The organism is Pedobacter sp. A2324 (genome assembly GCF_059693705.1).
This window is the reverse complement of sequence record NZ_JCASSK010000001.1, coordinates 801,061-823,279: the sequence shown is the minus strand read 5'-3', so window position 1 is coordinate 823,279 and position 22,219 is coordinate 801,061. Positions and strand designations below refer to the sequence as shown.

Genomic DNA, 22,219 nt, shown 5'->3' with positions numbered 1-22,219 from the left:
ATTTGCTGGCAACAACGCTTATGACAGTTTCTATTAGTCTTTTCTTACCTCTATTTTAGAGGATGCAAATATCCTAATTTTATTTTTGATTTACAAACCTATTTTATATTTTTTCTGGAACCACAAACGGATACAAAATATCATCTGAATCAATATCCTCAAATCCATTTAATTTCCTGACAAAGTTCGATCAGCACACCATTGGTATCTTTTGGGTGTACGAAGCATACCATTTTATTATCTGCACCTTTTTTTGGGGCTTCATTCAGCAGGGTGAAACCATTAGCTTTAAGTCGTTCCATTTCAGCGAGAATATCATCTACTGCAAAGGCAATGTGGTGCAGCCCCTCTCCTCTTTTATGGAGGAAGTTAGCGATTGTACTCTCAGTAGACGTTGCTTCCAAAAGCTCAATCTTGTTTTCACCTGTTTTTAAAAAAGCAGTGTTTACATGCTCGGCAGCCACTATTTCAGTTTTGTAGCATGACGTGTTCAGTAAAAGTTCGTAGAGTGGAACAGACTTACTAAGGCTGTTCACAGCAATTCCAATATGCTCTATCTTGTTCATGATTTTAAAACGGTTGGTTGAATGTAAAAATGCAGCTTTTCTCTATAAGCTCATAGCTATTAATTATAATTCTTCAAAAAGTTTTTTCGTATCTTTGTAGTCATAATTAACAGAATAGAGATGAAACAGCCGATATATTTAGATAATAACGCAACAACACCTTTAGATCCGCGTGTGTTGGAAGCGATGCTACCTTACTTTACTGAGAAATTTGGAAATGCCGCAAGTCGTAACCATGCTTTTGGTTGGGTTGCAGAAGAGGGCGTAGATTATGCTCGTGAACAGGTGGCCAAATTAATCGGCTGTACTGAAAAAGAAGTGATTTTCACATCAGGTGCTACTGAGGCTGATAACTTAGCCATTAAAGGTGTATTTGAAATGTATAAAGAAAAAGGTAACCACATCATTACTGCGGTTACTGAACATAAAGCCGTACTGGATACTTGCAAGCACCTTGAAAAAAATGGTGCCCGGATAACCTATCTTGGCGTTAAAGAGGATGGTTTAGTTGATCTTGCGGAGCTTGAAGCTGCCATGACTCCTGAAACCATTTTAGTTTCCATTATGTACGGAAATAATGAAATCGGAGTTATTCAGCCGGTAAAAGAAATCTCTGCTATTGCGCACAAATATGGTGCTTTATTTATGACAGATGCTACGCAGGCTGTTGGTAAAATCCCTGTTGATGTTAATGCAGACGGTATCGATTTAATGGCTTTCTCTGCACACAAGATGTACGGCCCTAAAGGTGTTGGTGCGCTTTATGTACGCAGAAAAAACCCAAGGGTTAAAGTAACTTCTCAAATGGACGGCGGTGGCCACGAGCGTGGAATGCGGTCTGGTACGCTAAATGTTCCTGGGATTGTTGGTTTAGGTAAAGCTTGTGAACTTTGCCGTTTAGAAATGGAAAGTGAAGCACAACGCTTATCAGGTTTACGTGACCGTTTGGAATCTACATTGAATCAAATGGAAGAAAGTTATGTTAATGGTAATGTTGAACACCGCTTACCGCATGTAGCGAACATCTCTTTCAAATATGTTGAGGGTGAAGGATTAATGATGGCCATGAGCGATTTAGCAGTGTCTTCAGGTTCGGCTTGTACTTCGGCTTCTTTAGAACCGTCTTACGTATTGAAAAGCTTAGGTCTGTCGGATGATTTAGCACACTCTTCTATCCGTTATGGTTTAGGTCGCTTTACTACTGAAGAAGATATTGATCATGCAATTGAAATTACTCAAAAAGCAGTTAATCACTTAAGAGAACTTTCCCCACTTTGGGAAATGTTTAAAGAGGGAATTGATTTGAGTAAAATTGAGTGGGCAGAACACTAAAAAGGTTGAAGGTGTTAAGGTTTAAGGTAAAAGGTTAAACGCTTAACATTAAAAAATTAAAAGAAAATTGCTCCGGTAAGGAGATTAAAAACATAAAATCATGGCATATTCAGAAAAAGTAATTGACCATTACAATAACCCACGTAACGTAGGTACATTAAATAAAGACAGTAAATTTGTAGGTACAGGATTAGTTGGTGCACCTGAGTGCGGTGACGTAATGCGTTTACAAATTGAGGTAAGTGAAGACAACGTAATCACAGATGCAAAATTTAAGACATTTGGTTGTGGTTCGGCAATTGCTTCTTCTTCTTTAGCTACAGAATGGTTAAAAGGAAAAACTATCGATGAGGCATTAACAATCGACAATATGGATATTGTTGAAGAACTGGCTTTACCTCCTGTAAAAATTCACTGCTCGGTGTTAGCAGAAGATGCGATTAAATCTGCCATTAACGATTACCGTGTTAAAAATGGTCTAGAAGCTATCGTATTGGAAAAATCACATCACTAAATAAGTAACAAGAAATCAGTGTCAGATATCAAGTCTTGAATTCCAATCTTGATACTTTATACTAAATACTCGATACTATGATAACAATAACAGATAAGGCAAAAGACAAGATTGATAACCTAATGCAGGATTCCGAAATGGGTTCTGATTACTTTTTAAGGGTTTCAGTAAAAGGCGGTGGTTGTTCAGGATTATCTTATAATTTAGATTTCGATAATGAAGAAAAGACCGGCGATCAGTTTTTCGAAGACAGGGGGATTAAAATTGCATTGGATATGAAATCTTTCCTTTATCTGGCTGGTACTGAATTAGACTTTACTGATGGTCTGAATGGTAAAGGTTTCAATTTCGTAAATCCTAATGCCAGTCGTACTTGCGGTTGCGGCGAGAGTTTTTCCGTTTAGTATAACTTAATACATATTTTAAAGGGCCCCGATATTTTCGGGGCCCTTTTGCATTTTTAAACCAAAAAGCATTATAATTGTTAAAATAACGAACACCAAATAAACAGCGATGCCATTAATTAACGAGTTTTCTACAATACCTACACTCTTGAGGAATGTGATTAAAAACATTCACAAGCCCGAGGATACCTTTTTGATTCACAAGCAGGGTGCTGAATGGACTGAAATTTCTTATGAAGATACACTCAAAAGGGCTGATGCCGTTTCTGCTTATTTTCTTGAAAGGGGCATTAGGAAAGGGGATCGCTTAGGTTTAATGATCGAAAATTCGCCAGAATATGTTTACTACGATCAGGGTGTACAACAGATTGGTGCGATTAATGTGTCCATCTACCCTACGCTATCTGAGCAGGAAGTGGCGTACATCATTAACGATTCGGGGATCAAATCGATTCTTGTGGGAAACAATTTCCTCTACCGCAAGGTGCTTAAAGTTGCTGCTAACTGCAAAGACCTGAAATATATTATCCCAACTTTTAAAGATTTTGAAAAAGTAACTGTCCCCGCAGATGTTAACGTGGACGTAATTGCTTTTTCAGATATTCTGGCACTTAAACATCAGATTACTGCGGCCGAAAAGGCAGAAATTGAGCAATGCAGAAGCATGGTCCTGCCGGAAGATGTTTCATCATTAATCTATACATCCGGAACAACCGGAACACCTAAGGGTGTAATGCTTACGCACCATAATTTTGTTAAAAACGTTGAGGTTTGCCTACAACAGATTCCAGTTATTGATCAAACCGAAACATTTCTGTCGTTTCTGCCATTATCTCACGTATTCGAACGTACAGCCACCTACCATGTTTGCTGTGCTCAGGGTTGTAAAATTGCCTTTGCACAGAGCTTAGAGCTACTGGCAAAAAACATGGGTGAAGTTCGTCCAACGGTAATGAGTTGCGTGCCAAGACTGTTAGAGCGTATTCATGACAAAGCCATTAAATCAGGAACTGCAGCCGGTGGTACAAAAGCCAAAATATTTACCTGGGCATTGGAAACTGGAAATAAGTACCGTATTGCTAAAGAAGCCGGAGAAAACCCCGGTTTAATCCTGTCGGCTAAAAAAGCTATAGCCGAGAAATTGGTTTTCAGCAAGATCAAAGAAAAAACGGGTGGCCGACTGAAATTTATGATTTCAGGGGGAGCGGCTTTGCCTAAAAACGTAGGCGAGTTTTTTGGCGACCTTGGCATCAAAATTTTAGAAGGCTTTGGTTTAACAGAGACCTCTCCCGTAATGTCGGTAACGGAATACCACAGACAGGTATATGGAACTGTTGGCCGGGTTATTCCAGGAATTGAGGTTGGGATTCAGAACGTGGATACTAAAAAGATCATTAACATTCAAACGCATCACACTTTCGACGAATCTTTCGAATGTGCAGAGGGCGAAGTAATCGTACGTGGGCATTGCGTTATGAAAGGCTATTTTAACAAGCCAGCAGAAACGGCGGAGGCGATTGACCGCGACAGGTGGTTTCATACCGGTGATATAGGACGTTTTTACAAAGGAAACCTGCAAATCACAGATCGATTGAAAAACATGATTGTTAATGCTTACGGGAAAAATGTTTATCCTACTCCTGTGGAAAATATTTATCTAAAAAGTCCAAAAATTGATCAGTTGTTTTTAATCGGCGATAAACGTGAATTCATCACAGCGATTATTATCCCGAACAGGGAAACCCTGGAAGAAACCTTTAATTTAAAGCCATCATTCTTTGAGGAAGCAGATCCATTTATACAGGATAAGGAAATTATAGAATGGGTAGAGCAGGACATTAAAAAGATTTCAAATGAATTAGCCAAATTCGAAAGGATTAAGAATTTCAAAATTAAACGAAATCCATTTAATATTGATGAGGGTGAGATCACACCAACGATGAAGATAAAGCGTAGAATAGTGGAAAAGAAATATGCCGGTGCTATCAATGACATGTATGAGGAGGGTGTTGAGGCCGATTCTTAATATAACTGCAGCTGTAAAAGCGAAACACTTCTAACAAAAAAAATGAATTTCTAATGCTTTAAGACTGCTTCATTCCTCGCAATGACGAATGAAATCATTACTTTTGCAAAAAATACCCGAAATGAGTATAGGATTATCAGAACAAGAAATATTACGACGTGAGTCGCTAAAACAGTTGCGCCAATTAGGCATTGAACCTTATCCAGCAGAGGCATACGATATTAATGTGACCGCTGCCGATATTCTGGCTAATTACGAGAAAGATAAAACAGCTTATAAAACCGTTAGCCTGGCGGGCCGTATCATGGGCCGTAACATCATGGGTGCGGCATCATTTGCCGAACTACAGGATTCTACGGGTCGTATACAAGTATATCTTAAAAGAGATGAGCTTTGTCCCGGTGACGATAAAACCTTATATAATACAGTATTTAAAAAGTTATTAGACATTGGCGATTTTATCGGCATAAAAGGATATGTGTTCACTACTCAAACCGGTGAAATCTCTATCCACGTTACAGAATTTAAAGTCTTAGCCAAATCACTGCGCCCGCTTCCTATCGTAAAACGCGATGACGAAGGAAACGTTTATGATGGGTTTACCAATCCTGAATTGCGTTACCGTATGCGATATGTAGATTTAACGGTAAATCCAGACTACAAACAGATTTTCATCAAGCGTAGTAAGGTTATTAACAGCATGCGCAATTATTTCGACAACCAGGGTTGGATGGAGGTTGAAACTCCAATCTTACAGCCCATACACGGTGGTGCTGCTGCACGTCCTTTTGCAACCCACCATAATACGTTAGATATGCCACTTTATTTGCGTATTGCAAATGAACTATATTTAAAGCGTTTAATTGTTGCAGGTTTTGATGGTGTTTATGAATTCGGTAAAATGTTTCGTAATGAAGGAATGGACCGCACGCATAACCCTGAATATACTTCGATGGAAATTTATGTTGCCTATAAAGATTATATCTGGATGATGGCAATGGTGGAAGAATGTCTTGAAAAAGTTGCCATTGCAACAAACGGATCTGCCGTAGTAAAAGTTGGTGAACATGAAATCAACTTCGAAGGACCTTATGAGAAGTTAAGCATGTACGAATCAATACAAAAATATACGGGTATTGATGTTTCAGCAATGACTGAAGAGCAGCTTCTTGAAACCTGTAAAAACCTGGGTATAGAAACAGATTCTACGATGGGTAGAGGTAAACTGGTAGATGAAATTTTCAGTGACAAAGTAGAAGCGAATTTGATTCAACCTACCTTTATTACAGATTATCCGATAGAAATGACGCCACTCGCAAAAAAGCACCGTTCAGCAGAAGGATTGGTAGAGCGTTTCGAAATTTTTGTAAACGGGAAGGAGATTGGAAATGCTTATTCAGAGCTCAACGATCCAATAGACCAGAAGGAGCGTTTTGAAGATCAGTTAACGTTGGCAGATCGCGGTGATGCGGAGGCTATGGCAATGGATGAGGATTTCGTTCGTGCTTTAGAGTACGGAATGCCACCAACATCTGGTCTGGGTTTTGGTATCGATCGTATTGTAATGTTAATGACCAACCAGAGTACGATTCAGGAAGTATTATTCTTCCCGCAGATGCGTCCGGAGAAAAAGAAAATTGAGCTTACTCCCGAAGAAACAGTACTTTACTCGCTAGTAAAAGAAGGTGAAGAACATCTGCTATCTGACATCAAGACGTCATTACCAGAATGGAGCAATAAAAAATGGGATACCACTTTAAAAGGTTTAACAGGCAAGGGAATATTAAAAGTTGCCAAAAAGGACGAAGGATTGTTCTTATCGCATAAATAGAACGCGGGAAGTTAACCGGGCTCATCAAATAAATGATGTAAAGGCATGGGTTAAGATGTTCAGACCAGCATTGTGTTAACACAAACATAACAAAAACTTAAAAGGCTTGCTAACAAATAATTAGCAAGCCTTTTTTACTTTTACAACAATCGATAATAATTTAAAGATTGTGAAATGAATATTTCAAGCCTAGAAATAAACGAAAGAGAATACTGCATCAAGCTAAGCAAGGATGCGTTCGATTTAACATTGGTTCGTCAGTTAATCAAAAGAATCCAGGCCGAAGCCTTGTTTTTCTCGAGAAATCAGGTTGAAGAGGATGATATCCTCAGCAAAAGATCTCAAAGAGAAGAGCTTGAAGGATTTGATTATTTAGGAGATAAATAGGCTGCTGTTTATCAGCAGCCTAATATGATTTTAAAAATAAACGGCAAGGGGGATTTAAATCCAATCCATTAATCAATATCCAGACTTCCTTCAACCGAATCGTCCATTGTTTTTCCGGTAACTACTGAAGCAGCCATTTTTAAGAATGCTACAGCGGTTCCGTGCTTGGTATCCCAATAATATCCCTCAGATGGGATTACTTTAATCAGTGTGATATTCGGATCATCTTTACCACCCTGAAACCAGGTTTTGATTAACGGACTCCATAGTTCATCTATTTTCTTCTGATCTCTGGTGATTTCAGAAATACCATAAATGTTTACAAATCCTGAATGTGCGCCCGCCTGAAAGAGCAGATGCGTAAACGGGTCGGCAGAAATTTCTTCATTTTTATGGCTGTCTTTTAAGCTCATAAACCAGATGTTCCCTTCATCATCCACCTGTTGTATGGCCATAGGCCTTACAGACAATGGAATTCCTGTTTTTATATTTGTACAGAAGAAACAACTTTCTGCTTTTTCTGCCAGGTCCCGGAGTTTTTCAACAGCCTCTTTGCCGCCTAAATCTTTGATATTATCTTCTTCCTGAGTATTATTAGTACTTCCTTCTTGTGATGTTGCCATAGGTGTGATTATTTGTTTCTATATAGTACATCTAAGAAATGTGTTTGGTTTTGAATTTTTATCATATATCATAAGACTGCAGAAATGTCAATGCATAAAAAAAGCCATCTCAATTAAGAAATGGCTTAAACGAAAATATCAGTTTAATTACCGGTAACGAACTTGCTGCTGCTTGTCCATCATTCCCATTTGATCCTTCATTTGTTTGATCTGATCGGCCAATAACTTATTCTTATCTGCCTTTTTTGCTTCTGCAAGATACATTGTTGCCTCCCGCTTATTACGTTTTGCCATTGCAATTCCTGCTAAGCTAAGTTTTGCCAAAGCAACATTGTGGTCCATTTGCATACCTAAAGCAAGCGACTTCTTAAAATATTTTTCACTCTGTAATGGTGCTGTTCTACTTTCGATTAATCCTACTAACAGATTATAATAACCATGCTGAACTTTTATAAGTTGTTTCTCATAATCAGTTATACGATTTAAAAACTGTTTAGCTTTTGGCATATTATCCTTTCTCAGGAACCACTGTGCTAAAAGCATATTCTCATTAAAGAAATAGGTAACCAATACAATCAGGCCTAATAATATGGCAATAATGCCCCATGGCCAAAAGCCGAAAATAAATAAAGCTACTGCGCCACCCAGTAAAGCAAACCCCGCAATTAATCTAATAATATTTGGCATAAATTTTTATTGTAATTATTTTTTTTGCAAATATCGTTTTTAAATGGCACAAATTAGATTTTAAAACAATAATTTCATTAAAAAATTAAAAGAACTCAAATTCACTTGAATGACCATGAAATACTTACTTTCGATAACATTAATCATACTTACAATGAATGTTTCTGCACAAGAAATCAATAAAAAAATACACGACGAAGCAAAAGGCAAGGATATTCTGATTAACAAATGTACGCGAGAAGGCATCACCTCTTTCCCGGAATTCAAGGAAATGTTTGATCCTTTATATGCCGCTTACACTCCAGATGCCGCTACACTGATTGAATTGAAGAAACTGATCAAGGATGAAAAAATTACAATCGTATTTGGCACATGGTGTGGCGATAGTAAGGTAAATGTTCCAAATTTTTATAAGATTCTTGATGACCTTCACTTCAAAGAAAAAAACGTGAGTTTAATTGCTGTAGATGGTCACAAAAAAGCCGAAAACGGCATTATTGATGGCTTGGATATCAGCCGTGTACCTACTTTTATTGTATTCGACAAGAAAGGAAAAGAGCTCGGCAGAATTACCGAAGGGCCTAAAACTACACTTGAAGAAGACCTGTTAGCCATTTTCAAAACAAAATCTTAAAACTTTTATTTTTATTATGAGTTCTCATTTCGTTAAACGTTCACCTTTCCACTTACATTAAAATAGTATGTCTGCAACTTTAGAGCCAGGATGGCTAGCCGTTTTAGAGAATGAATTCGAAAAGGATTATATGAAAAGCCTGAAAGCTTTTCTGCAAAAAGAAAAAGAAACTGGAGCAACTGTCTATCCAAAAGGTTCAGATATATTTAACGCATTAAACACAACGCCATTTGACCAGGTAAAGGTTGTAATATTAGGACAGGATCCGTATCATGGCGCCGGCCAGGCACATGGTTTATCTTTCTCGGTGCAGCGCGGTACTGCAGTGCCCCCATCATTAAAGAACATATACAAAGAGCTTGAGTCGGATATCGAAGGCTTTAGAGCGCCTGGTCACGGAAACTTAACACACTGGGCAGAACAGGGTGTTCTGCTACTGAATGCAACATTAACAGTACGGGCCTCTGAGGCTGCCTCCCATCAAAACCGTGGCTGGGAGGTTTTCACAGATGAGATAATTAAATCATTGTCGCAAAAACGTGAGCACATCGTTTTTTTATTATGGGGTAAATCCGCACAGCAAAAAGCAGCGTTAATTGATGAGAAAAAGCATTATATACTCACCGCCCCCCACCCCTCTCCTTTTTCTGTGCATACAGGTTTTTTGGGATCCCGTCATTTTTCCAAAACAAATCAACTGCTTATTCAAAATAATTTAATACCGATAGACTGGAGTTTGCCGGTATAACGGTATGAATGCTTATTTCATCAGCGGACTTGGAGCCGATAAGAGGATTTTTTCGAAATTAAGCTTAGATCAGGGAATCAATATCATCCATGTTGATTGGATTGCTCCATTTGCAAATGAATCTTTACGAAGCTATGCCAAAAGGTTAAGTGGGGTCATAGACATTACTCGACCCTTTGCATTAGTTGGGGTTTCATTTGGAGGTATGATCGCTGTAGAGGTAGCCAAAATTTTAAACCCCATGTGCACCATTGTTATATCAAGTACGATTCAAAGCAGTAACCTACCTTTATTATATCAAGTGGCTGGCAGATTGAATTTGATAAAAGCAGTCCCATCCTGTTTGATTAAGGCATCTAACAGACTTACTCGAAACCTCTTCTTCGGCACAAAATCAATTACTGAGAAGAAGCTTCTAAGCCTGATTATAAAAGATACTGATGCCAAATTTTTGAAGTGGGCAATTGGTAGCATATTGGGCTGGAGGAATGAAACAACGCCTGAACAACTGTATCATATACACGGAACCCATGACAGAATTCTGTATTCGAAAAAGGCTAAACCCGATTTTGTAATCAATAATGGAACACATTTCATGGTATACCAGAATGCGGTGGAAATTTCGAAAATTATTAACGTACTGCTGCTGGGAAAAGATATTGCCACATCCTGACTAAGAATCAGTACAGGCATTGAACAAAAAAGAGCATTTACCTGTAGACGCTGGGATCTAAATCAATACTCCAAAGGCACTATTGGCTCTTTCTTGGTAGTAGACATGATCATCATCGTTTGGAATGTTTTAACGACAGAGATTTTACTGATTTTCTCCATGATTAAACGCTCATACGATTTAATATCTTTCACATAGACTTTTAAAAGAAAATCTGCCTGACCAGTTACGTGATGACACTCGGTGATTTCTTTGATCTGATTCACCTCATCTAAAAAAATTTGTATGGTATTGTTTTTATGAAAATCCAACTGAATCTGAATAAATGTTTTGATTCCTAATCCAAGTTTTTCTTCATCAACCAAGGCATGATAGCTCTTGATGTAACCCGCCATTTCAAGCTTACGAACCCGCTCTAACGTAGGTGCTGGCGATAAACCAATTTCTTGTGAGAGAAGCAGGTTCGTAATTCTACCATTTTCCTGTAAGATTCTTAAGATTTTAAAATCAATTTTATCTAATTCTGATGCCATATTAATTCAAAGGAATTGAGAATACAAACATAACCAAATTATATTCTAAATTTTAACAAAATTTATCTAATATATTTTAATATATTTTTTTTAGATTTACCTAAAAATAAAATTAGAGCAACATAAATGCAGAGCTTTACTGAAGAGAATTATCTTAAGATTATATATCATTTATCTGAATCGACCAATACTGTTCAAACAAATGCAATAGCCGAACAAATACAAACTAAACCGGCATCAGTTACTGACATGATTAAAAAACTTGCGGATAAAGGTTTTGTAGACTACATCAAATATCAGGGTGTAACTTTAACCGAAAGAGGCAAAAATGCGGCAATAGATATTGTTCGAAAGCACCGGTTATGGGAGGTATTCCTAGTAGATAAACTAAATTTTAAGTGGGATGAGGTTCATGAAGTTGCCGAAGAATTGGAGCACATTAAATCAGAAGCATTGATTGAACGTTTGGATGAATTTTTAGGTTTTCCAAAATCTGACCCCCATGGCGACCCGATTCCTGATAAGAATGGTCGGTTTGCCAAGACACAGTTCATCAAACTAATTGATCTAAAAATAGGCGACGGCGGAACGATAACAGGCGTAAGTCAACACAGTTCAGCATTTTTAAAGCATCTGGAGAAACTAGGTTTAACACTTGGGAAACAAATTCAGATTACCGATGTTACCGATTTCGACGGTTCTGTGGAAATACTGGTGGAAAATAAACAAATTAACATTAGCAGAGAAGTTGCAAAACATATTTTAATCAGCACTAATGGCAAAAACTGAATCGTTAAGTGAAGTACATCAAAGCGTAGATACAAATAAAAGAAAAGGTTGGCGTAGAATTCTGGCATTTATCGGCCCTGCCTACTTGATCAGTGTTGGCTATATGGATCCTGGGAACTGGGCTACAGATTTAGCCGGGGGAAGCAAATTTGGCTATCAGTTAATATGGGTATTACTCATGTCGAATCTGATTGCCCTTTTACTCCAATCTTTGAGTGCAAGACTGGGAATAGTAAGAGGGCTGGATCTGGCGCAGGCTTCCAAACACGCTTATCCACGTTGGGCCAATATACCATTATTTGGCCTTGCGCAAACAGCTATCATTGCATGCGACCTGGCCGAAATCATAGGAATGGCAATTGGTTTGCAACTACTTTTCGGATTGCCGCTAATCTGGGGTATTTCCATTACCATATTCGACACTATCCTACTACTCTTTCTGTTAAATAGGGGAATGCGCGCGATGGAAGGTTTTATTGTCTCAATGGTTTTTATTGTGGGTATATCCTTTCTGGTAGAAATGTTTATTGTTGAGCCTTCATTAAAGGAAATTGCAAGGGGCTTCGAGCCCTCACTTCTGGGTGGCGATGCACTTTATATCGCTATTGGCATTATCGGCGCGACCGTAATGCCCCATAACCTGTACTTGCACTCATCTCTGGTACAAACCAGGAAAATTGAAAGGACTAACAAAGGCATCAAGGAAGCTTTAAAATTTAATCTGATTGATACCACCGTTGCGTTGAACCTGGCATTTTTTGTAAATGCAGCCATTTTAATTCTTGCCGCAGCCGCTTTTTACACAAATGGGTTACATGAAGTAGCCGAAATTCAGGATGCCCATAAATTGCTTTCTAATATTTTCGGAAATGTGGCCCCTGCACTATTTGCAATTGCACTGATTGCCGCAGGGCAAAGCTCCACGGTTACTGGTACCCTAGCTGGCCAGATCATCATGGAAGGCCATATCAACCTTCGGATTCAGCCCTGGTTACGCCGATTAATAACCCGCTTGCTGGCAATTATACCTGCATTTTTTACTATTCTTCATTATGGCGACGACGCATTAGGGGGCTTACTGGTTTTAAGTCAGGTTGTTTTGAGCTTACAATTAGGTTTTGCAATCATCCCGCTGATACACTTTACATCAGATAAAAAACTGATGAAGGATTTTGCCATTAAAACATGGGTGAAGGTACTGGCGTGGGGAAGCGCCTTAGCCATTATTGCCTTAAATGTGAAGCTCGTGATAGAGGAGATCGGAGGCTGGGCGACGGGAGCAAATAACTGGTGGATTTACGTATTTGTAGTACCTGCCCTTATTGGAATTGTGTTCCTTCTTTTATACGTTTTCTTTCATCCGCTTATCGAGAAGAAAAACCGCGAAAGGCAAATGGTTCCACACGGCAATGCACTGGAGATTGGCAAAATTGAGAAAATCAGCTACAAGAGAATTGGTATAGCAGTCGATTTTTCCAAAAATGATGTTAATACCATCCGGCATGCGTTGATCCAAGGTGGAAAGGATGCCCATTATCACCTGATCCATGTTGTAGAAACCGCCGCTGCAAGATACCATGGCAAAAATACAATGGATCATGAAACGCAAAGCGATGCTGATAATCTGGAGAAATACAGGATAAATCTGGGAGACCTTGGTTACGATGCTACGCCGTTTATTGGTTTCGGGAGTACAGCGAAGTCCATAGCCGACATCACCAACAAAAACGAAATTGAACTATTGGTAATGGGCGCTCACGGTCACAAAGGACTGAAAGACCTGATTTTTGGAACAACGGTTGACTCTGTTCGTCATAAAGTAAACATCCCGGTATTAATTATCAGATAGTTTATTTTTTGTTTATCGTTTTAATCATCTTTTTAATGCCACCATCACCGGCGTTATAAGCCAGTAATTTTGCTGCCGGAGAATAGAGATACATTGCCGGATACATTTTCGGCAAAAATGCAGGAATAAACATTTGCTTTTTATCTTGAAGCACAGTTACATTCGGTTTACTATTAAGCCCCCTTGCGTAGGAATTAAAAAACTGAGGAATGATATAAGCATCATCTAGCGTAATCATGTAAATATTTACGTTCTTAAACTGCGCATAATTTTCATTCAGCAATTTAGTTTCCCGCTGGCAATGTTCGCAGGTGCAGTCAAAGAGAATAAAAAGGTTGGGTTTACTTTGTGTTAAGTCTTTATTGGAAAACGGCTTTCCATCCAATTTAAAGAAAGTAAACTGAGGCAAAAGCGTTGGCTGTTGAGCGTTGGCATGAATGCATAGCCCAAGAAATAATGCGAGGATCAGGTATCTAAATTTCATTTTGAAGACTTAATGTTCAAACTTAATTATAATTCGCAACGAAAAGATACATCATTTTACCTTTTACAAACCGATGAGTTTTCTTTTTGTTGTTTCGTAGGCGAATGAAATAAAAGATAATCAAAATTATCACATCAATTTTTAAGATATTTGCAACCCGGCTTTTTAGCTGATTTTATATTTATAACATTCAAGTTTTGAAAAACGATATTAACATAAAAAATAAAAGAGCATATTTTGACTACAATTTACTAGATAAATACGTAGCGGGCATTGCACTTTTAGGAACTGAAATTAAAGCCATCAGGCAAGGTAAAGCTAATATGACTGATGCTTTTTGCATGTTTATTGGTGGAAATTTATATGTACGCAACCTTCATATTTCGGAATATTCGCACAGCTCTTTTTACCACCATGATATCAAGAGAGACCGTGCGTTGCTTCTTCAAAAAAAAGAGATCAGGAAGTTAAAATTGAAAGGAGAGGAAAAAGGCTATACTATTGTTCCTTTACGCATTTTTATAAATGAGCGTGGTTTTGCTAAAATGGAAATTGCACTTGCTCAGGGTAAAAAGGAATTCGACAAACGAGACAGTATTAAAGACAGGGATACAAAACGTGAACTGGATCGGGCTATGAAAAGATAGTACCCCACTTCGAAGTTTAGTAGTGAATGTTCAGGTAATAAATTCTAACCATTACCACGCCTGATCGCCAACTAATGGCACAAACCTGAAGGTGTCCAATACAATCTTTTCAAAATCAGTTTCGCTCACACGGATCACAGTGACCATTTTCTGGGTCTTCTCATCCCCTACCGGGATCACGAGGATACCACCGACTTTTAATTGTTTCAAAAGAATTTCGGGAACAAGTGGTGCTCCTGCTGTAACGATAATCTTATCGTAAGGGGCATGTTTTGCAATTCCTTTTGATCCGTCACCACAGTAAAACGTTGGTTTGTACCCCATACCGGGAAGCACCTGAACAGTTCTCTTATAAATATTTTCCTGCCTTTCAATGGTAAATACCTGAGCACCAAGCTCCATCAGAATACAGGTTTGATATCCAGATCCTGTACCTATTTCTAAAACTTTGTCATCTTTTTTAATATGGAGCAACTCGCTTTGGTAGGCTACAGTGTAAGGCTGTGAAATGGTTTGTCCATCGCCAATAGGGAAAGCAATATCCTTGTAAGCCTGATTCCAAAAGGTTTCATCAAAAAAGAAATGACGTGGAACTTTACCGATTGCCTTCAGCACATTTTCATCTTCAATACCGCGAGACTTCAGTAGTTCAACCAACTTCTTTCTCGCTCCACGTTCCCGGTAATTATCAACAAATTTATAAGCCATGAAGTCTCAAAATTAGCTTTTTTAAACGGTGATTCAAGGGTGGCGTCTCAATTATTGAGTGATTAAATAACGATTAGCTGAATTTGAGAACGATAGATTATCCACACAGCTACTTCTCGAATCAGTGAACAACTCTTAATAAGGATCAACGTCTATTTGTATGAAAATACCCTTGAATTCTTTAGTTGCATTAAACTCTGTAAGTGTATCGCGCAAGGCGTCTTTTACCTTTTGTATAGCAGTATGCCTGTCTGCCTTAATAATGATTTGTTTGATGTACAGGTTACGTACCCTGCTCACAAGTGGCTGCTCAGGTCCCAGTACCCGCTTGCCAAACTTTGCCTTTAAAATATTTGCCAACGTAAGCGCTGCATGATCCAGGACGTGCGAATCTTTATGCTTGATATAAAGGAAGATCATTCTGGAAAAAGGAGGATATAGAAACCTTTCCCTTTCAGCAATCTCATCGTTATACATACCAACATAGTCATTTTCAACTACCTGTTTAATAATCCGGTTATCTGCATCATAAGTCTGGATACAAACGTTGCCCTGATCCGCCCTTCTGCCAGCCCTTCCTGCCACCTGAGCAAGTAGTTGAAAACTTCTTTCATAAGCCCGGAAATCCGGATAACCTAAAAGTGTATCAGCATTAATTACGCCGATTAAATTTAAATTATCAAAATCCAAACCTTTGGCTACCATTTGCGTACCGATTAGTATATCCGTCTTTTTGTCCTGAAAATCATTTAGAATCTGCTGCAAACCATTTTTTGTTCTGGTACTGTCCATATCCAGCCGGGCAATATTCACATCCGGATAAAGCAATTTCAACTCTTCTTCGATGCGCTCAGTTCCAAAACCTTTTTGTTCAACGTGCACTGAGCCACAGGCCGGACAAATATTAACACTACTCTGGTGGTAGCCACAATAATGGCAATGGAGTTTTCCGCTACTTTTATGATATGTTAAACTCACATCGCAGTTGACACATTTCGGCGTATAGCCGCAAGTTGCACAGATCAAAATGGTGGCATAACCTCTCCTGTTTTGAAAGAGAACAACTTGCTCTTTTCTGGATAGTGCAAGATCAATATCTTTGATCAGAACACTGGAGAAATAAGAAACCATTGATTTGTTTTTAGTTTCTTCGGATATGCTGACCACTTGCTGGTTAGGAAGCTGAACGCCTCCGAATCTTTCTCTCATTTCTACAAGGCCATATTTCCCCTGTAAAGCGTTATAATAACTTTCCAACGATGGGGTTGCCGACCCCAGTATTACTTTCGCCTGGTGCAGATAAGCTAAGTAGATCGACGCATCCCGGGCCTGATAGCGTGGTGCAGGATCATACTGTTTATAAGATGGCTCATGTTCCTCATCGACAACTATCAACTTCAAATGCTGAAAAGGAAGAAAAACTGCGGAACGTGCGCCTAAAATTACTTTAAAAGCACCTGTTCTTACCTTATTCCAAATCTCTACCCGTTCGCTGTTGTTGAACTTGGAGTGATAAACGCCAATTGCATTTCCAAAGTAGCGCTTTATCCGTTCAACTATCTGAGTAGTTAATGCAATTTCCGGTAGCAAAAACAACACCTGTCCGTCGGTATTCTGAATAATTTTTTCAATCAGTTTGATATAAACCTGTGTTTTGCCCGATGCTGTAACGCCATGCAAAAGCACAACATCCTTTTCTTCAAAAGCCTGATTAATTTGGTTCAATGCAGTTTCCTGACCTGCATTCAGCTGAAAACTGGAATGAAATTCATCGTCGTTGAAAGCCAACCGACTTACGGGGCGTTTCATCACCATAAAAATATCTTTATCGGTCAAAGCTTTTAATGCACCTGCACCACAATTGCTTTCTTCCAACAAAGTCTCTTTGGCTATTTGCAGATTAGATTTCTGCAGCTTTAAATAGGCTAATAAGGCATCCAGCTGTTTAGGGGCACGTTCTAAAACGGCAAAAAGCTGCTTTAAATTATCCTGGTCGTTATAAAAATCATTTAACACAATGAACGATTTAAGCAGGGGTTTATATTTCTGAACCACTTCCTCTGCAACCAAAACCAGCTCTTTATCCAGCAGACCATTAATGATGGGGTATATCGTTTTCTGACCCAAAAGTTTAGAAACATCATTAACCGTAAGTTTCTGTTGTTTTTTTAAGGCCGTAATAATCACTTCCTCTTTTTCACTCAGTGCGATTTCATCACTGAAATCATCGCGGAGTACCAGAATGGTTTCGCTGGCCAGTTTTAAACTTGCAGGTAAAGCAGCCGACATGACATCGCCCTCATTGCACATGTAATAACCAGTCATCCAACCCCAGAATTTAAGTTGTGTAGCGGTAATTACCGGCTCAGCATCTATCACATCAATAATGTACTTGGCTTCATAAACAAGCGGTGGCTGCTTTGAAATTGCCTTAATGAGTGCTGTATAAATTTTGTGTTTACCAAACTGCACAACTACTCTTTTGCCAATCTCTATCTGGTCATTCAGGTCGAAAGGCACACGATAGGTATAGTTTTTCGCCAGAGATAAAGGCAAAATAACTTCAACAAAAAGTGTTTCTCTTTCTGAAAAAATATCGGTCCCGAAATTGTCCATTATTTATCTTTAAATGCTGCAAAAAACAACATTACCCAACCTAATACAAAAAGCAAGCCTCCAATTGGTGTTACCGGTCCAATTAAATTTACAAAATCCAGTTTCAATATACTCCGGGTAGCCAGCAAATAAAGCGAACCTGAAAACAAAATAACCCCGAATGTAAAACAGAAATAAGCAATATTAATCAGCTTATTACGGTAACGTGCAAAGGTAGAGAGGTATAATAGCGCAAAGGTATGGTAAAACTGATAATCAACTCCTTTTTGCCAGATTTCAAGCGAAGGGCCATCAATCAGGGCTTTTAAACCATGTGCTCCGAAAGCACCCAGTAAAACAGCCACAAATCCAAAAAAAGAAGCAGTAAGTATTATTCGTTTATTCATATCTGTTTGCGTCCAAGGCAAACGCTAAATTAATAAATTGGCAAAGAACTTCTCACTAATCAATGTAATAAATTAAATTTGTTGCATAGCAAATGAAAAAGATCATCATTTTAGTAACCGCTTTATTTTTAGGAATTGCCTTTATGGCGTATTACTATTTTTCTAAATTAAACAATGAAAACAACGCCAAAGACCTTGCTTTACAATCGGCTACCAATAATGCGGCGATGGTATTTTCATTCAAAAACGATAAAAGTTTCTACGAAATCATAGGGAGTCAACACATCCTGCAGCAAGTACTTGGCAATGAAAAAACCATGTATTTAAATACACTCAAAGAAAGTATAGTGCATGATGTTACATTAAACAGTTTTATTCAGGATCAACCAATATATATCAGTATTTTACCTGATTCGAATAAAACACTAAACTATTTATTGACTGCACAGATTAAACCGGATTTTAAAATCGAAAAACTCTACAGTTATCTGAAGATTCGCCGCACGATAACAGAAAAGGAGAAAAATCTTTATGTACTCAAATTAAATGAAAGTTTAAATGTATTCCTTGGAATTCATGGAAAGGTGATTACTTTATCCACATCAATAAACCTGGTAAAAGATGCAGCAGTAAGACTCATTGAAAATCCCTTCACAGCCTACATTAAAGCAAATAGTCAAATCAGCACGAACACTCTGCTAACACTTTATATTAATTTCAATAAAGCTCCCCTCCTACTTACAAACATAATCGCAGGAAATATCAATGGAGAATTGTCCGTATTCAACCGACAGAACAGCTTTGCGTCATTAAATTACAATTTCAGTAAGGAAAAGATTCTTTTTAATGGGAGCACCCAGATTGATGACCGTAACAACTACTTCACTTTGTTTGAAAATATGCCTGCCCAAGCCACGAGCATTCAGAATATTCTACCAGAAAATACGGCTAATTTTACACTGTTTTCTTTTGATAACTATCAGAACTGGTTAAAAAAACTCATCAGCCTTCAATCTAAAAATCAAGAAAATAAGAAAGTACAGGCAACTATACAAAAAATCAGAAATGAATACCGGATTGACCTGAATACTGTTTTCCCTGCTTACACTAAAAACCAGTTTATACTTTTTCAGCTGAACACAACCGAAAAACTCGGCGCCATTGCTCTGACCAATGGTGAAAAGGTTAAACAATTGTTACTGGATGCCAGCGCTGACTATAACGAGGATGTGAAGCTATTTAAAGCGCCGGATATATTATTCAGTTATTTTGGAGATCCGTTTAAAAAGTTTGGCAGACCCTATTACACCATTATTGATAATTATTTAATTGTCGCAAACAATGCAAGCACTGTGCAGGTGCTTTTAAATAATTATAAGAACAACCGCTTACTGATTCAAACGCCAGCCTATCTTGATGCCATGAATCAGATTACAAGCACTTCAAATGTTTTTTACTATATCAGCACTAAAAATGCAGCAGACCTATTCAGAGCTAACATTAACCTACCGTTCTACCGTCATTTAAGAGCCGATAGTGGCTTAAAAAGCTTTGATACTTTTTGTTATCAAATGAGTGCAGATAAGAACAAATTCATAACTAACCTGCTATTAAACAAATATTTAAAACCACCAATACCAGATTCGTTAAGCAACCGTTAATAAGAAAACAAGCCAGAAAACTAATTTACATGAAGAAACTTTTATTTATGTTGCTGGCTTTGGCCGGCTTCCAGTATACAAATGCACAACAATATGCGCTTTTTGGCAGCAGAACTATGTTTGATGCTTTCGAAAACCCTTCACAAAAATCTTTTACTTTAGACTCTTCAAGAAAATTCTCCTCTAATTTTTTCCTACCCTATTTCGGCACAAATTCACTTAATAAAGGAACGTCCAAGTATGCATTGAGGAGACTTACTCAAGAAGGTATTTATGATACCCGATCGCTACCGCTTGGCACCGGCGAATACAACCATTTTTATCAAAACAGCAATATTTATGTAGCTGCGTTCCGGTTATTTAAATCATATAAATACCAGAAAGAACTGGGTTTGTCATGGCAAATCAGATCAGATGCGCAGATAGATTACACCAATGAAAGTCTGGCAATATTTGATTCATATAAACGGTTTAACGAGGGGCAGGAGTATAATGATATTTTTAACTCAAAAGGATATGAGCAAACCTACCATCAGTTCAGTATTACCTATCGTGAAAACTGGAATAAAAGACTCGCTTTTGGCGTTAAAGCAAGTTTGTTGAGTGGTATTTTATACAACAAATTAGACGTGACCGATTCTTACCTTTATGTAGATCCAGAGTCAGAATCATTACTGATTGGTTTAGCCGGAACATACTCAGCGAATTTCAGTGACACCAAAGAAATAGAGAAAAAGACATTTTTCCCAACGTTCAAAAACCCGGGGGTATCACTTTCCTTCGGTACAAATTATACAACTAAAAAAGGTTTGTTTTTAATGGCCAATATTAAAGACCTGGGATTTATCTGGTGGAGAAGCAATACGCAGCGTACTACAATAAACCAGTTCAAACCGATAAACGATCTTGAATTTGCAGATACCGATCAGCAGATTACCGATTTATTTTTGCTGAATCAGACTCCACAGAAATTCCTTGCACCTACAAATGCCAAACTCGATGTGTATGCATCAAGAAGGTATGGGTTCTATAAGCCAGCTTTTGTAGCATCAAAAAACCTGTTTTATAAAGGTGGTGACATTGCATTTGTAAACGAATTCATCACCAATAATTTCTCGGGTAGCATTACGCCATTATACAACCTGAACGATATTTTTATGGTTGGTTTACAAGCCAAATACCAGACCCCAAATTTTGAGCTCTTTTTAGGTACCGACAATCTTGTAGCAACAAGTTTTCAAACCATTGGCACTATTAAAAGCGATGCTACTGTTGGTTCTGGTCCGAATGGAGCCTCTTTTTATATGGGTGTAGGCATTAAATTTGGCAATACTGTTAACCATCCTCAGTTCAGCGATATCATGCCAGGTATCAATGATAAAAACGAGGGAAGCTTCTTCAGAAATCTTTTTGGAATTTTTAAAAGAAAGTAATCAGACTTTACTTTTAGACTGGGTTACGACAAAGTCTTTTAAATAAAAAGGCTCAAAGTACGCCACATCCTCAAAACTCCCGCTTTGGTAGGCTTTGTCTGCCAAAGCACACATATATTTGGAGGAGTTAAAATTACCGCCATTGAATTCCGCATTTGCAGAAACCAGTGTTGCTGCACACTTCGCAGCTCCATCACCGATAAACGTAACCTGATGCTGAGATAGTGTATCGCTGAAGCTGGTTTCGTCTATGATTTTGGCCGACGTAGGTTCCAGAACATCCAGGCTGGCGTTGTAAATACTGGTATATACCTCCATTCGCCGGGCATCAATCATCGGACAAATCAGGCCAGAATAGTCCAGATTTTCGGTCATAAATCCTGCTGCCATCATCCGCAGTGTTTCAATACCAATCAAGGGCTTCTCCAAGGCATAGCATAATCCTTTTGCTGTAGAAACACCAATTCTCAATCCTGTGTACGACCCTGGCCCCTTGCTTACTGCAACGGCATCCAGGTCAGGATAAGTTAAAGCTGCCGATTGCATAACCTCTTCAATAAATAAAGTGAGGTTACTTGCGTGTAAATTTTGTCCGCTTTCCTCTTTAACAGAAACTATTTTCCCATTAATTGATAAAGCAACAGAACAAACCTGCGTAGCTGTTTCTATTAAAAGTATTTTAGCCATG

23 protein-coding genes are annotated in these 22,219 nt (G+C 38.3%); 14 read left to right on the top strand and 9 right to left on the bottom strand.

Features of this window, described 5'->3' with window-relative positions:
- Window positions 1–158: 158 nt before the first annotated feature.
- Window positions 159–566 carry a methylmalonyl-CoA epimerase gene (gene mce, locus AC570I_RS03535; protein WP_497404365.1) on the bottom strand — a complete coding sequence of 136 codons (408 nt, stop codon included), beginning with the start codon at window positions 564–566 and terminating at the stop codon, window positions 159–161.
- A gap of 120 nt (window positions 567–686) precedes the next feature.
- Here mce and AC570I_RS03530 point away from each other — a divergent pair, with 120 nt between their 5' ends.
- The 6 genes from AC570I_RS03530 to AC570I_RS03505 all read left to right on the top strand — a co-directional run bounded on the left by AC570I_RS03530 (window position 687) and on the right by AC570I_RS03505 (window position 7,060).
- The gene (locus AC570I_RS03530; RefSeq protein ID WP_497404364.1) at window positions 687–1,898 is read left to right on the top strand and encodes an IscS subfamily cysteine desulfurase; all 1,212 of its coding nucleotides are present in this window, start codon (window positions 687–689) and stop codon (window positions 1,896–1,898) included.
- Window positions 1,899–1,998: 100 nt separating this feature from the next.
- Window positions 1,999–2,412 (top strand): Fe-S cluster assembly scaffold IscU, encoded by a 414-nt coding sequence (gene iscU, locus AC570I_RS03525; RefSeq protein WP_047797365.1) that lies wholly within the window; start codon window positions 1,999–2,001, stop codon window positions 2,410–2,412.
- A gap of 77 nt (window positions 2,413–2,489) precedes the next feature.
- Window positions 2,490–2,816: a HesB/IscA family protein gene (locus AC570I_RS03520; protein ID WP_047797366.1), complete on the top strand. Its 327-nt coding sequence runs from the start codon at window positions 2,490–2,492 to the stop codon at window positions 2,814–2,816.
- 109 nt (window positions 2,817–2,925) lie between these two features.
- Window positions 2,926–4,842, top strand: a complete 1,917-nt coding sequence (locus AC570I_RS03515; protein WP_497404363.1) for an AMP-dependent synthetase/ligase — start codon at window positions 2,926–2,928, stop codon at window positions 4,840–4,842.
- A gap of 121 nt (window positions 4,843–4,963) precedes the next feature.
- Complete coding sequence (gene lysS / locus AC570I_RS03510) at window positions 4,964–6,673, top strand: lysine--tRNA ligase (protein WP_497404362.1); 1,710 nt, start codon at window positions 4,964–4,966, stop codon at window positions 6,671–6,673.
- 174 nt (window positions 6,674–6,847) lie between these two features.
- Window positions 6,848–7,060 (top strand): hypothetical protein, encoded by a 213-nt coding sequence (locus AC570I_RS03505; protein ID WP_047797369.1) that lies wholly within the window; start codon window positions 6,848–6,850, stop codon window positions 7,058–7,060.
- Window positions 7,061–7,128: 68 nt separating this feature from the next.
- Here the strand turns inward: AC570I_RS03505 and AC570I_RS03500 are convergent, their stop codons facing one another.
- Together AC570I_RS03500 and AC570I_RS03495 are read right to left on the bottom strand one after the other, a co-directional pair.
- Window positions 7,129–7,683 (bottom strand): pyridoxamine 5'-phosphate oxidase family protein, encoded by a 555-nt coding sequence (locus AC570I_RS03500; RefSeq protein WP_047797370.1) that lies wholly within the window; start codon window positions 7,681–7,683, stop codon window positions 7,129–7,131.
- A gap of 147 nt (window positions 7,684–7,830) precedes the next feature.
- The gene (locus tag AC570I_RS03495; RefSeq protein ID WP_047797371.1) at window positions 7,831–8,370 is read right to left on the bottom strand and encodes a YgaP family membrane protein; all 540 of its coding nucleotides are present in this window, start codon (window positions 8,368–8,370) and stop codon (window positions 7,831–7,833) included.
- A gap of 115 nt (window positions 8,371–8,485) precedes the next feature.
- Between AC570I_RS03495 and AC570I_RS03490 the strand changes: the two genes are divergently transcribed.
- The 3 genes from AC570I_RS03490 (at window position 8,486) to AC570I_RS03480 (ending at window position 10,425) form a co-directional block, all read left to right on the top strand.
- The gene (locus AC570I_RS03490) at window positions 8,486–9,004 is read left to right on the top strand and encodes a thioredoxin family protein (protein WP_497404361.1); all 519 of its coding nucleotides are present in this window, start codon (window positions 8,486–8,488) and stop codon (window positions 9,002–9,004) included.
- Between the two features lie 67 nt (window positions 9,005–9,071).
- Window positions 9,072–9,752, top strand: coding sequence for a uracil-DNA glycosylase (gene ung, locus AC570I_RS03485; protein ID WP_497404360.1), 681 nt, complete (start codon window positions 9,072–9,074; stop codon window positions 9,750–9,752).
- Window positions 9,753–9,756: 4 nt separating this feature from the next.
- The gene (locus AC570I_RS03480) at window positions 9,757–10,425 is read left to right on the top strand and encodes an alpha/beta hydrolase (RefSeq protein ID WP_497404359.1); all 669 of its coding nucleotides are present in this window, start codon (window positions 9,757–9,759) and stop codon (window positions 10,423–10,425) included.
- 62 nt (window positions 10,426–10,487) lie between these two features.
- Here AC570I_RS03480 and AC570I_RS03475 read toward each other — a convergent pair whose 3' ends face one another.
- Window positions 10,488–10,958 carry an Lrp/AsnC family transcriptional regulator gene (locus tag AC570I_RS03475; RefSeq protein ID WP_010602066.1) on the bottom strand — a complete coding sequence of 157 codons (471 nt, stop codon included), beginning with the start codon at window positions 10,956–10,958 and terminating at the stop codon, window positions 10,488–10,490.
- Between the two features lie 126 nt (window positions 10,959–11,084).
- On the opposite strand from AC570I_RS03475, the gene AC570I_RS03470 reads away from it, so the two are divergent.
- On the top strand, window positions 11,085–11,747 hold the full coding sequence (locus AC570I_RS03470; RefSeq protein WP_497404358.1) for a metal-dependent transcriptional regulator: 663 nt from the start codon (window positions 11,085–11,087) through the stop codon (window positions 11,745–11,747).
- Window positions 11,734–13,596, top strand: coding sequence for an Nramp family divalent metal transporter (locus AC570I_RS03465; RefSeq protein WP_497404357.1), 1,863 nt, complete (start codon window positions 11,734–11,736; stop codon window positions 13,594–13,596). The genes AC570I_RS03470 and AC570I_RS03465 overlap by 14 nt, the downstream gene beginning before the upstream one ends.
- Window position 13,597: 1 nt before the next feature.
- Here AC570I_RS03465 and AC570I_RS03460 read toward each other — a convergent pair whose 3' ends face one another.
- A complete protein-coding gene (locus tag AC570I_RS03460) occupies window positions 13,598–14,080 on the bottom strand; it encodes a TlpA family protein disulfide reductase (RefSeq protein WP_047797376.1) in 483 nt (160 codons plus the stop codon).
- Between the two features lie 197 nt (window positions 14,081–14,277).
- Here AC570I_RS03460 and smpB point away from each other — a divergent pair, with 197 nt between their 5' ends.
- Complete coding sequence (gene smpB / locus AC570I_RS03455; RefSeq protein ID WP_047797377.1) at window positions 14,278–14,727, top strand: SsrA-binding protein; 450 nt, start codon at window positions 14,278–14,280, stop codon at window positions 14,725–14,727.
- A gap of 51 nt (window positions 14,728–14,778) precedes the next feature.
- Here smpB and AC570I_RS03450 read toward each other — a convergent pair whose 3' ends face one another.
- From AC570I_RS03450 to AC570I_RS03440, 3 genes are all read right to left on the bottom strand, one after another.
- On the bottom strand, window positions 14,779–15,435 hold the full coding sequence (locus AC570I_RS03450; protein WP_047797378.1) for a protein-L-isoaspartate(D-aspartate) O-methyltransferase: 657 nt from the start codon (window positions 15,433–15,435) through the stop codon (window positions 14,779–14,781).
- A gap of 135 nt (window positions 15,436–15,570) precedes the next feature.
- Window positions 15,571–18,051: a replication restart helicase PriA gene (gene priA / locus AC570I_RS03445; protein WP_497404356.1), complete on the bottom strand. Its 2,481-nt coding sequence runs from the start codon at window positions 18,049–18,051 to the stop codon at window positions 15,571–15,573.
- Window positions 18,051–18,437, bottom strand: coding sequence for a DUF423 domain-containing protein (locus AC570I_RS03440; protein ID WP_047797380.1), 387 nt, complete (start codon window positions 18,435–18,437; stop codon window positions 18,051–18,053). Before AC570I_RS03440 ends, priA begins: the two co-directional genes overlap by 1 nt.
- Window positions 18,438–18,529: 92 nt before the next feature.
- Between AC570I_RS03440 and AC570I_RS03435 the strand changes: the two genes are divergently transcribed.
- Together AC570I_RS03435 and AC570I_RS03430 are read left to right on the top strand one after the other, a co-directional pair.
- Window positions 18,530–20,098, top strand: a complete 1,569-nt coding sequence (locus tag AC570I_RS03435) for a hypothetical protein (protein ID WP_497404355.1) — start codon at window positions 18,530–18,532, stop codon at window positions 20,096–20,098.
- A 29-nt stretch (window positions 20,099–20,127) separates the two neighbouring features.
- The gene (locus AC570I_RS03430) at window positions 20,128–21,531 is read left to right on the top strand and encodes a DUF5723 family protein (protein ID WP_497404354.1); all 1,404 of its coding nucleotides are present in this window, start codon (window positions 20,128–20,130) and stop codon (window positions 21,529–21,531) included.
- Here AC570I_RS03430 and tsaB read toward each other — a convergent pair whose 3' ends face one another.
- A complete protein-coding gene (gene tsaB, locus AC570I_RS03425) occupies window positions 21,532–22,218 on the bottom strand; it encodes a tRNA (adenosine(37)-N6)-threonylcarbamoyltransferase complex dimerization subunit type 1 TsaB (protein WP_047797383.1) in 687 nt (228 codons plus the stop codon). It abuts the gene before it with no gap.
- Between the last annotated feature and the right edge of the window lies 1 nt (window position 22,219).

Excerpts from the sequence above, each read along its gene's own strand:
- mce (WP_497404365.1), bottom strand. The coding sequence starts at position 566 with ATGAACAAGATAGAGCATATTGGAATTGCTGTGAACAGCCTTAGTAAG.
- AC570I_RS03530 (WP_497404364.1), top strand. The coding sequence starts at position 687 with ATGAAACAGCCGATATATTTAGATAATAACGCAACAACACCTTTAGAT.
- iscU (WP_047797365.1), top strand. The coding sequence starts at position 1,999 with ATGGCATATTCAGAAAAAGTAATTGACCATTACAATAACCCACGTAAC.
- AC570I_RS03520 (WP_047797366.1), top strand. The coding sequence starts at position 2,490 with ATGATAACAATAACAGATAAGGCAAAAGACAAGATTGATAACCTAATG.
- AC570I_RS03515 (WP_497404363.1), top strand. The coding sequence starts at position 2,926 with ATGCCATTAATTAACGAGTTTTCTACAATACCTACACTCTTGAGGAAT.
- lysS (WP_497404362.1), top strand. The coding sequence starts at position 4,964 with ATGAGTATAGGATTATCAGAACAAGAAATATTACGACGTGAGTCGCTA.
- AC570I_RS03505 (WP_047797369.1), top strand. The coding sequence starts at position 6,848 with ATGAATATTTCAAGCCTAGAAATAAACGAAAGAGAATACTGCATCAAG.
- AC570I_RS03500 (WP_047797370.1), bottom strand. The coding sequence starts at position 7,683 with ATGGCAACATCACAAGAAGGAAGTACTAATAATACTCAGGAAGAAGAT.
- AC570I_RS03495 (WP_047797371.1), bottom strand. The coding sequence starts at position 8,370 with ATGCCAAATATTATTAGATTAATTGCGGGGTTTGCTTTACTGGGTGGC.
- AC570I_RS03490 (WP_497404361.1), top strand. The coding sequence starts at position 8,486 with ATGAAATACTTACTTTCGATAACATTAATCATACTTACAATGAATGTT.
- ung (WP_497404360.1), top strand. The coding sequence starts at position 9,072 with ATGTCTGCAACTTTAGAGCCAGGATGGCTAGCCGTTTTAGAGAATGAA.
- AC570I_RS03480 (WP_497404359.1), top strand. The coding sequence starts at position 9,757 with ATGAATGCTTATTTCATCAGCGGACTTGGAGCCGATAAGAGGATTTTT.
- AC570I_RS03475 (WP_010602066.1), bottom strand. The coding sequence starts at position 10,958 with ATGGCATCAGAATTAGATAAAATTGATTTTAAAATCTTAAGAATCTTA.
- AC570I_RS03470 (WP_497404358.1), top strand. The coding sequence starts at position 11,085 with ATGCAGAGCTTTACTGAAGAGAATTATCTTAAGATTATATATCATTTA.
- AC570I_RS03465 (WP_497404357.1), top strand. The coding sequence starts at position 11,734 with ATGGCAAAAACTGAATCGTTAAGTGAAGTACATCAAAGCGTAGATACA.
- AC570I_RS03460 (WP_047797376.1), bottom strand. The coding sequence starts at position 14,080 with ATGAAATTTAGATACCTGATCCTCGCATTATTTCTTGGGCTATGCATT.
- AC570I_RS03450 (WP_047797378.1), bottom strand. The coding sequence starts at position 15,435 with ATGGCTTATAAATTTGTTGATAATTACCGGGAACGTGGAGCGAGAAAG.
- priA (WP_497404356.1), bottom strand. The coding sequence starts at position 18,051 with ATGGACAATTTCGGGACCGATATTTTTTCAGAAAGAGAAACACTTTTT.
- AC570I_RS03440 (WP_047797380.1), bottom strand. The coding sequence starts at position 18,437 with ATGAATAAACGAATAATACTTACTGCTTCTTTTTTTGGATTTGTGGCT.
- AC570I_RS03435 (WP_497404355.1), top strand. The coding sequence starts at position 18,530 with ATGAAAAAGATCATCATTTTAGTAACCGCTTTATTTTTAGGAATTGCC.
- AC570I_RS03430 (WP_497404354.1), top strand. The coding sequence starts at position 20,128 with ATGAAGAAACTTTTATTTATGTTGCTGGCTTTGGCCGGCTTCCAGTAT.
- tsaB (WP_047797383.1), bottom strand. The coding sequence starts at position 22,218 with ATGGCTAAAATACTTTTAATAGAAACAGCTACGCAGGTTTGTTCTGTT.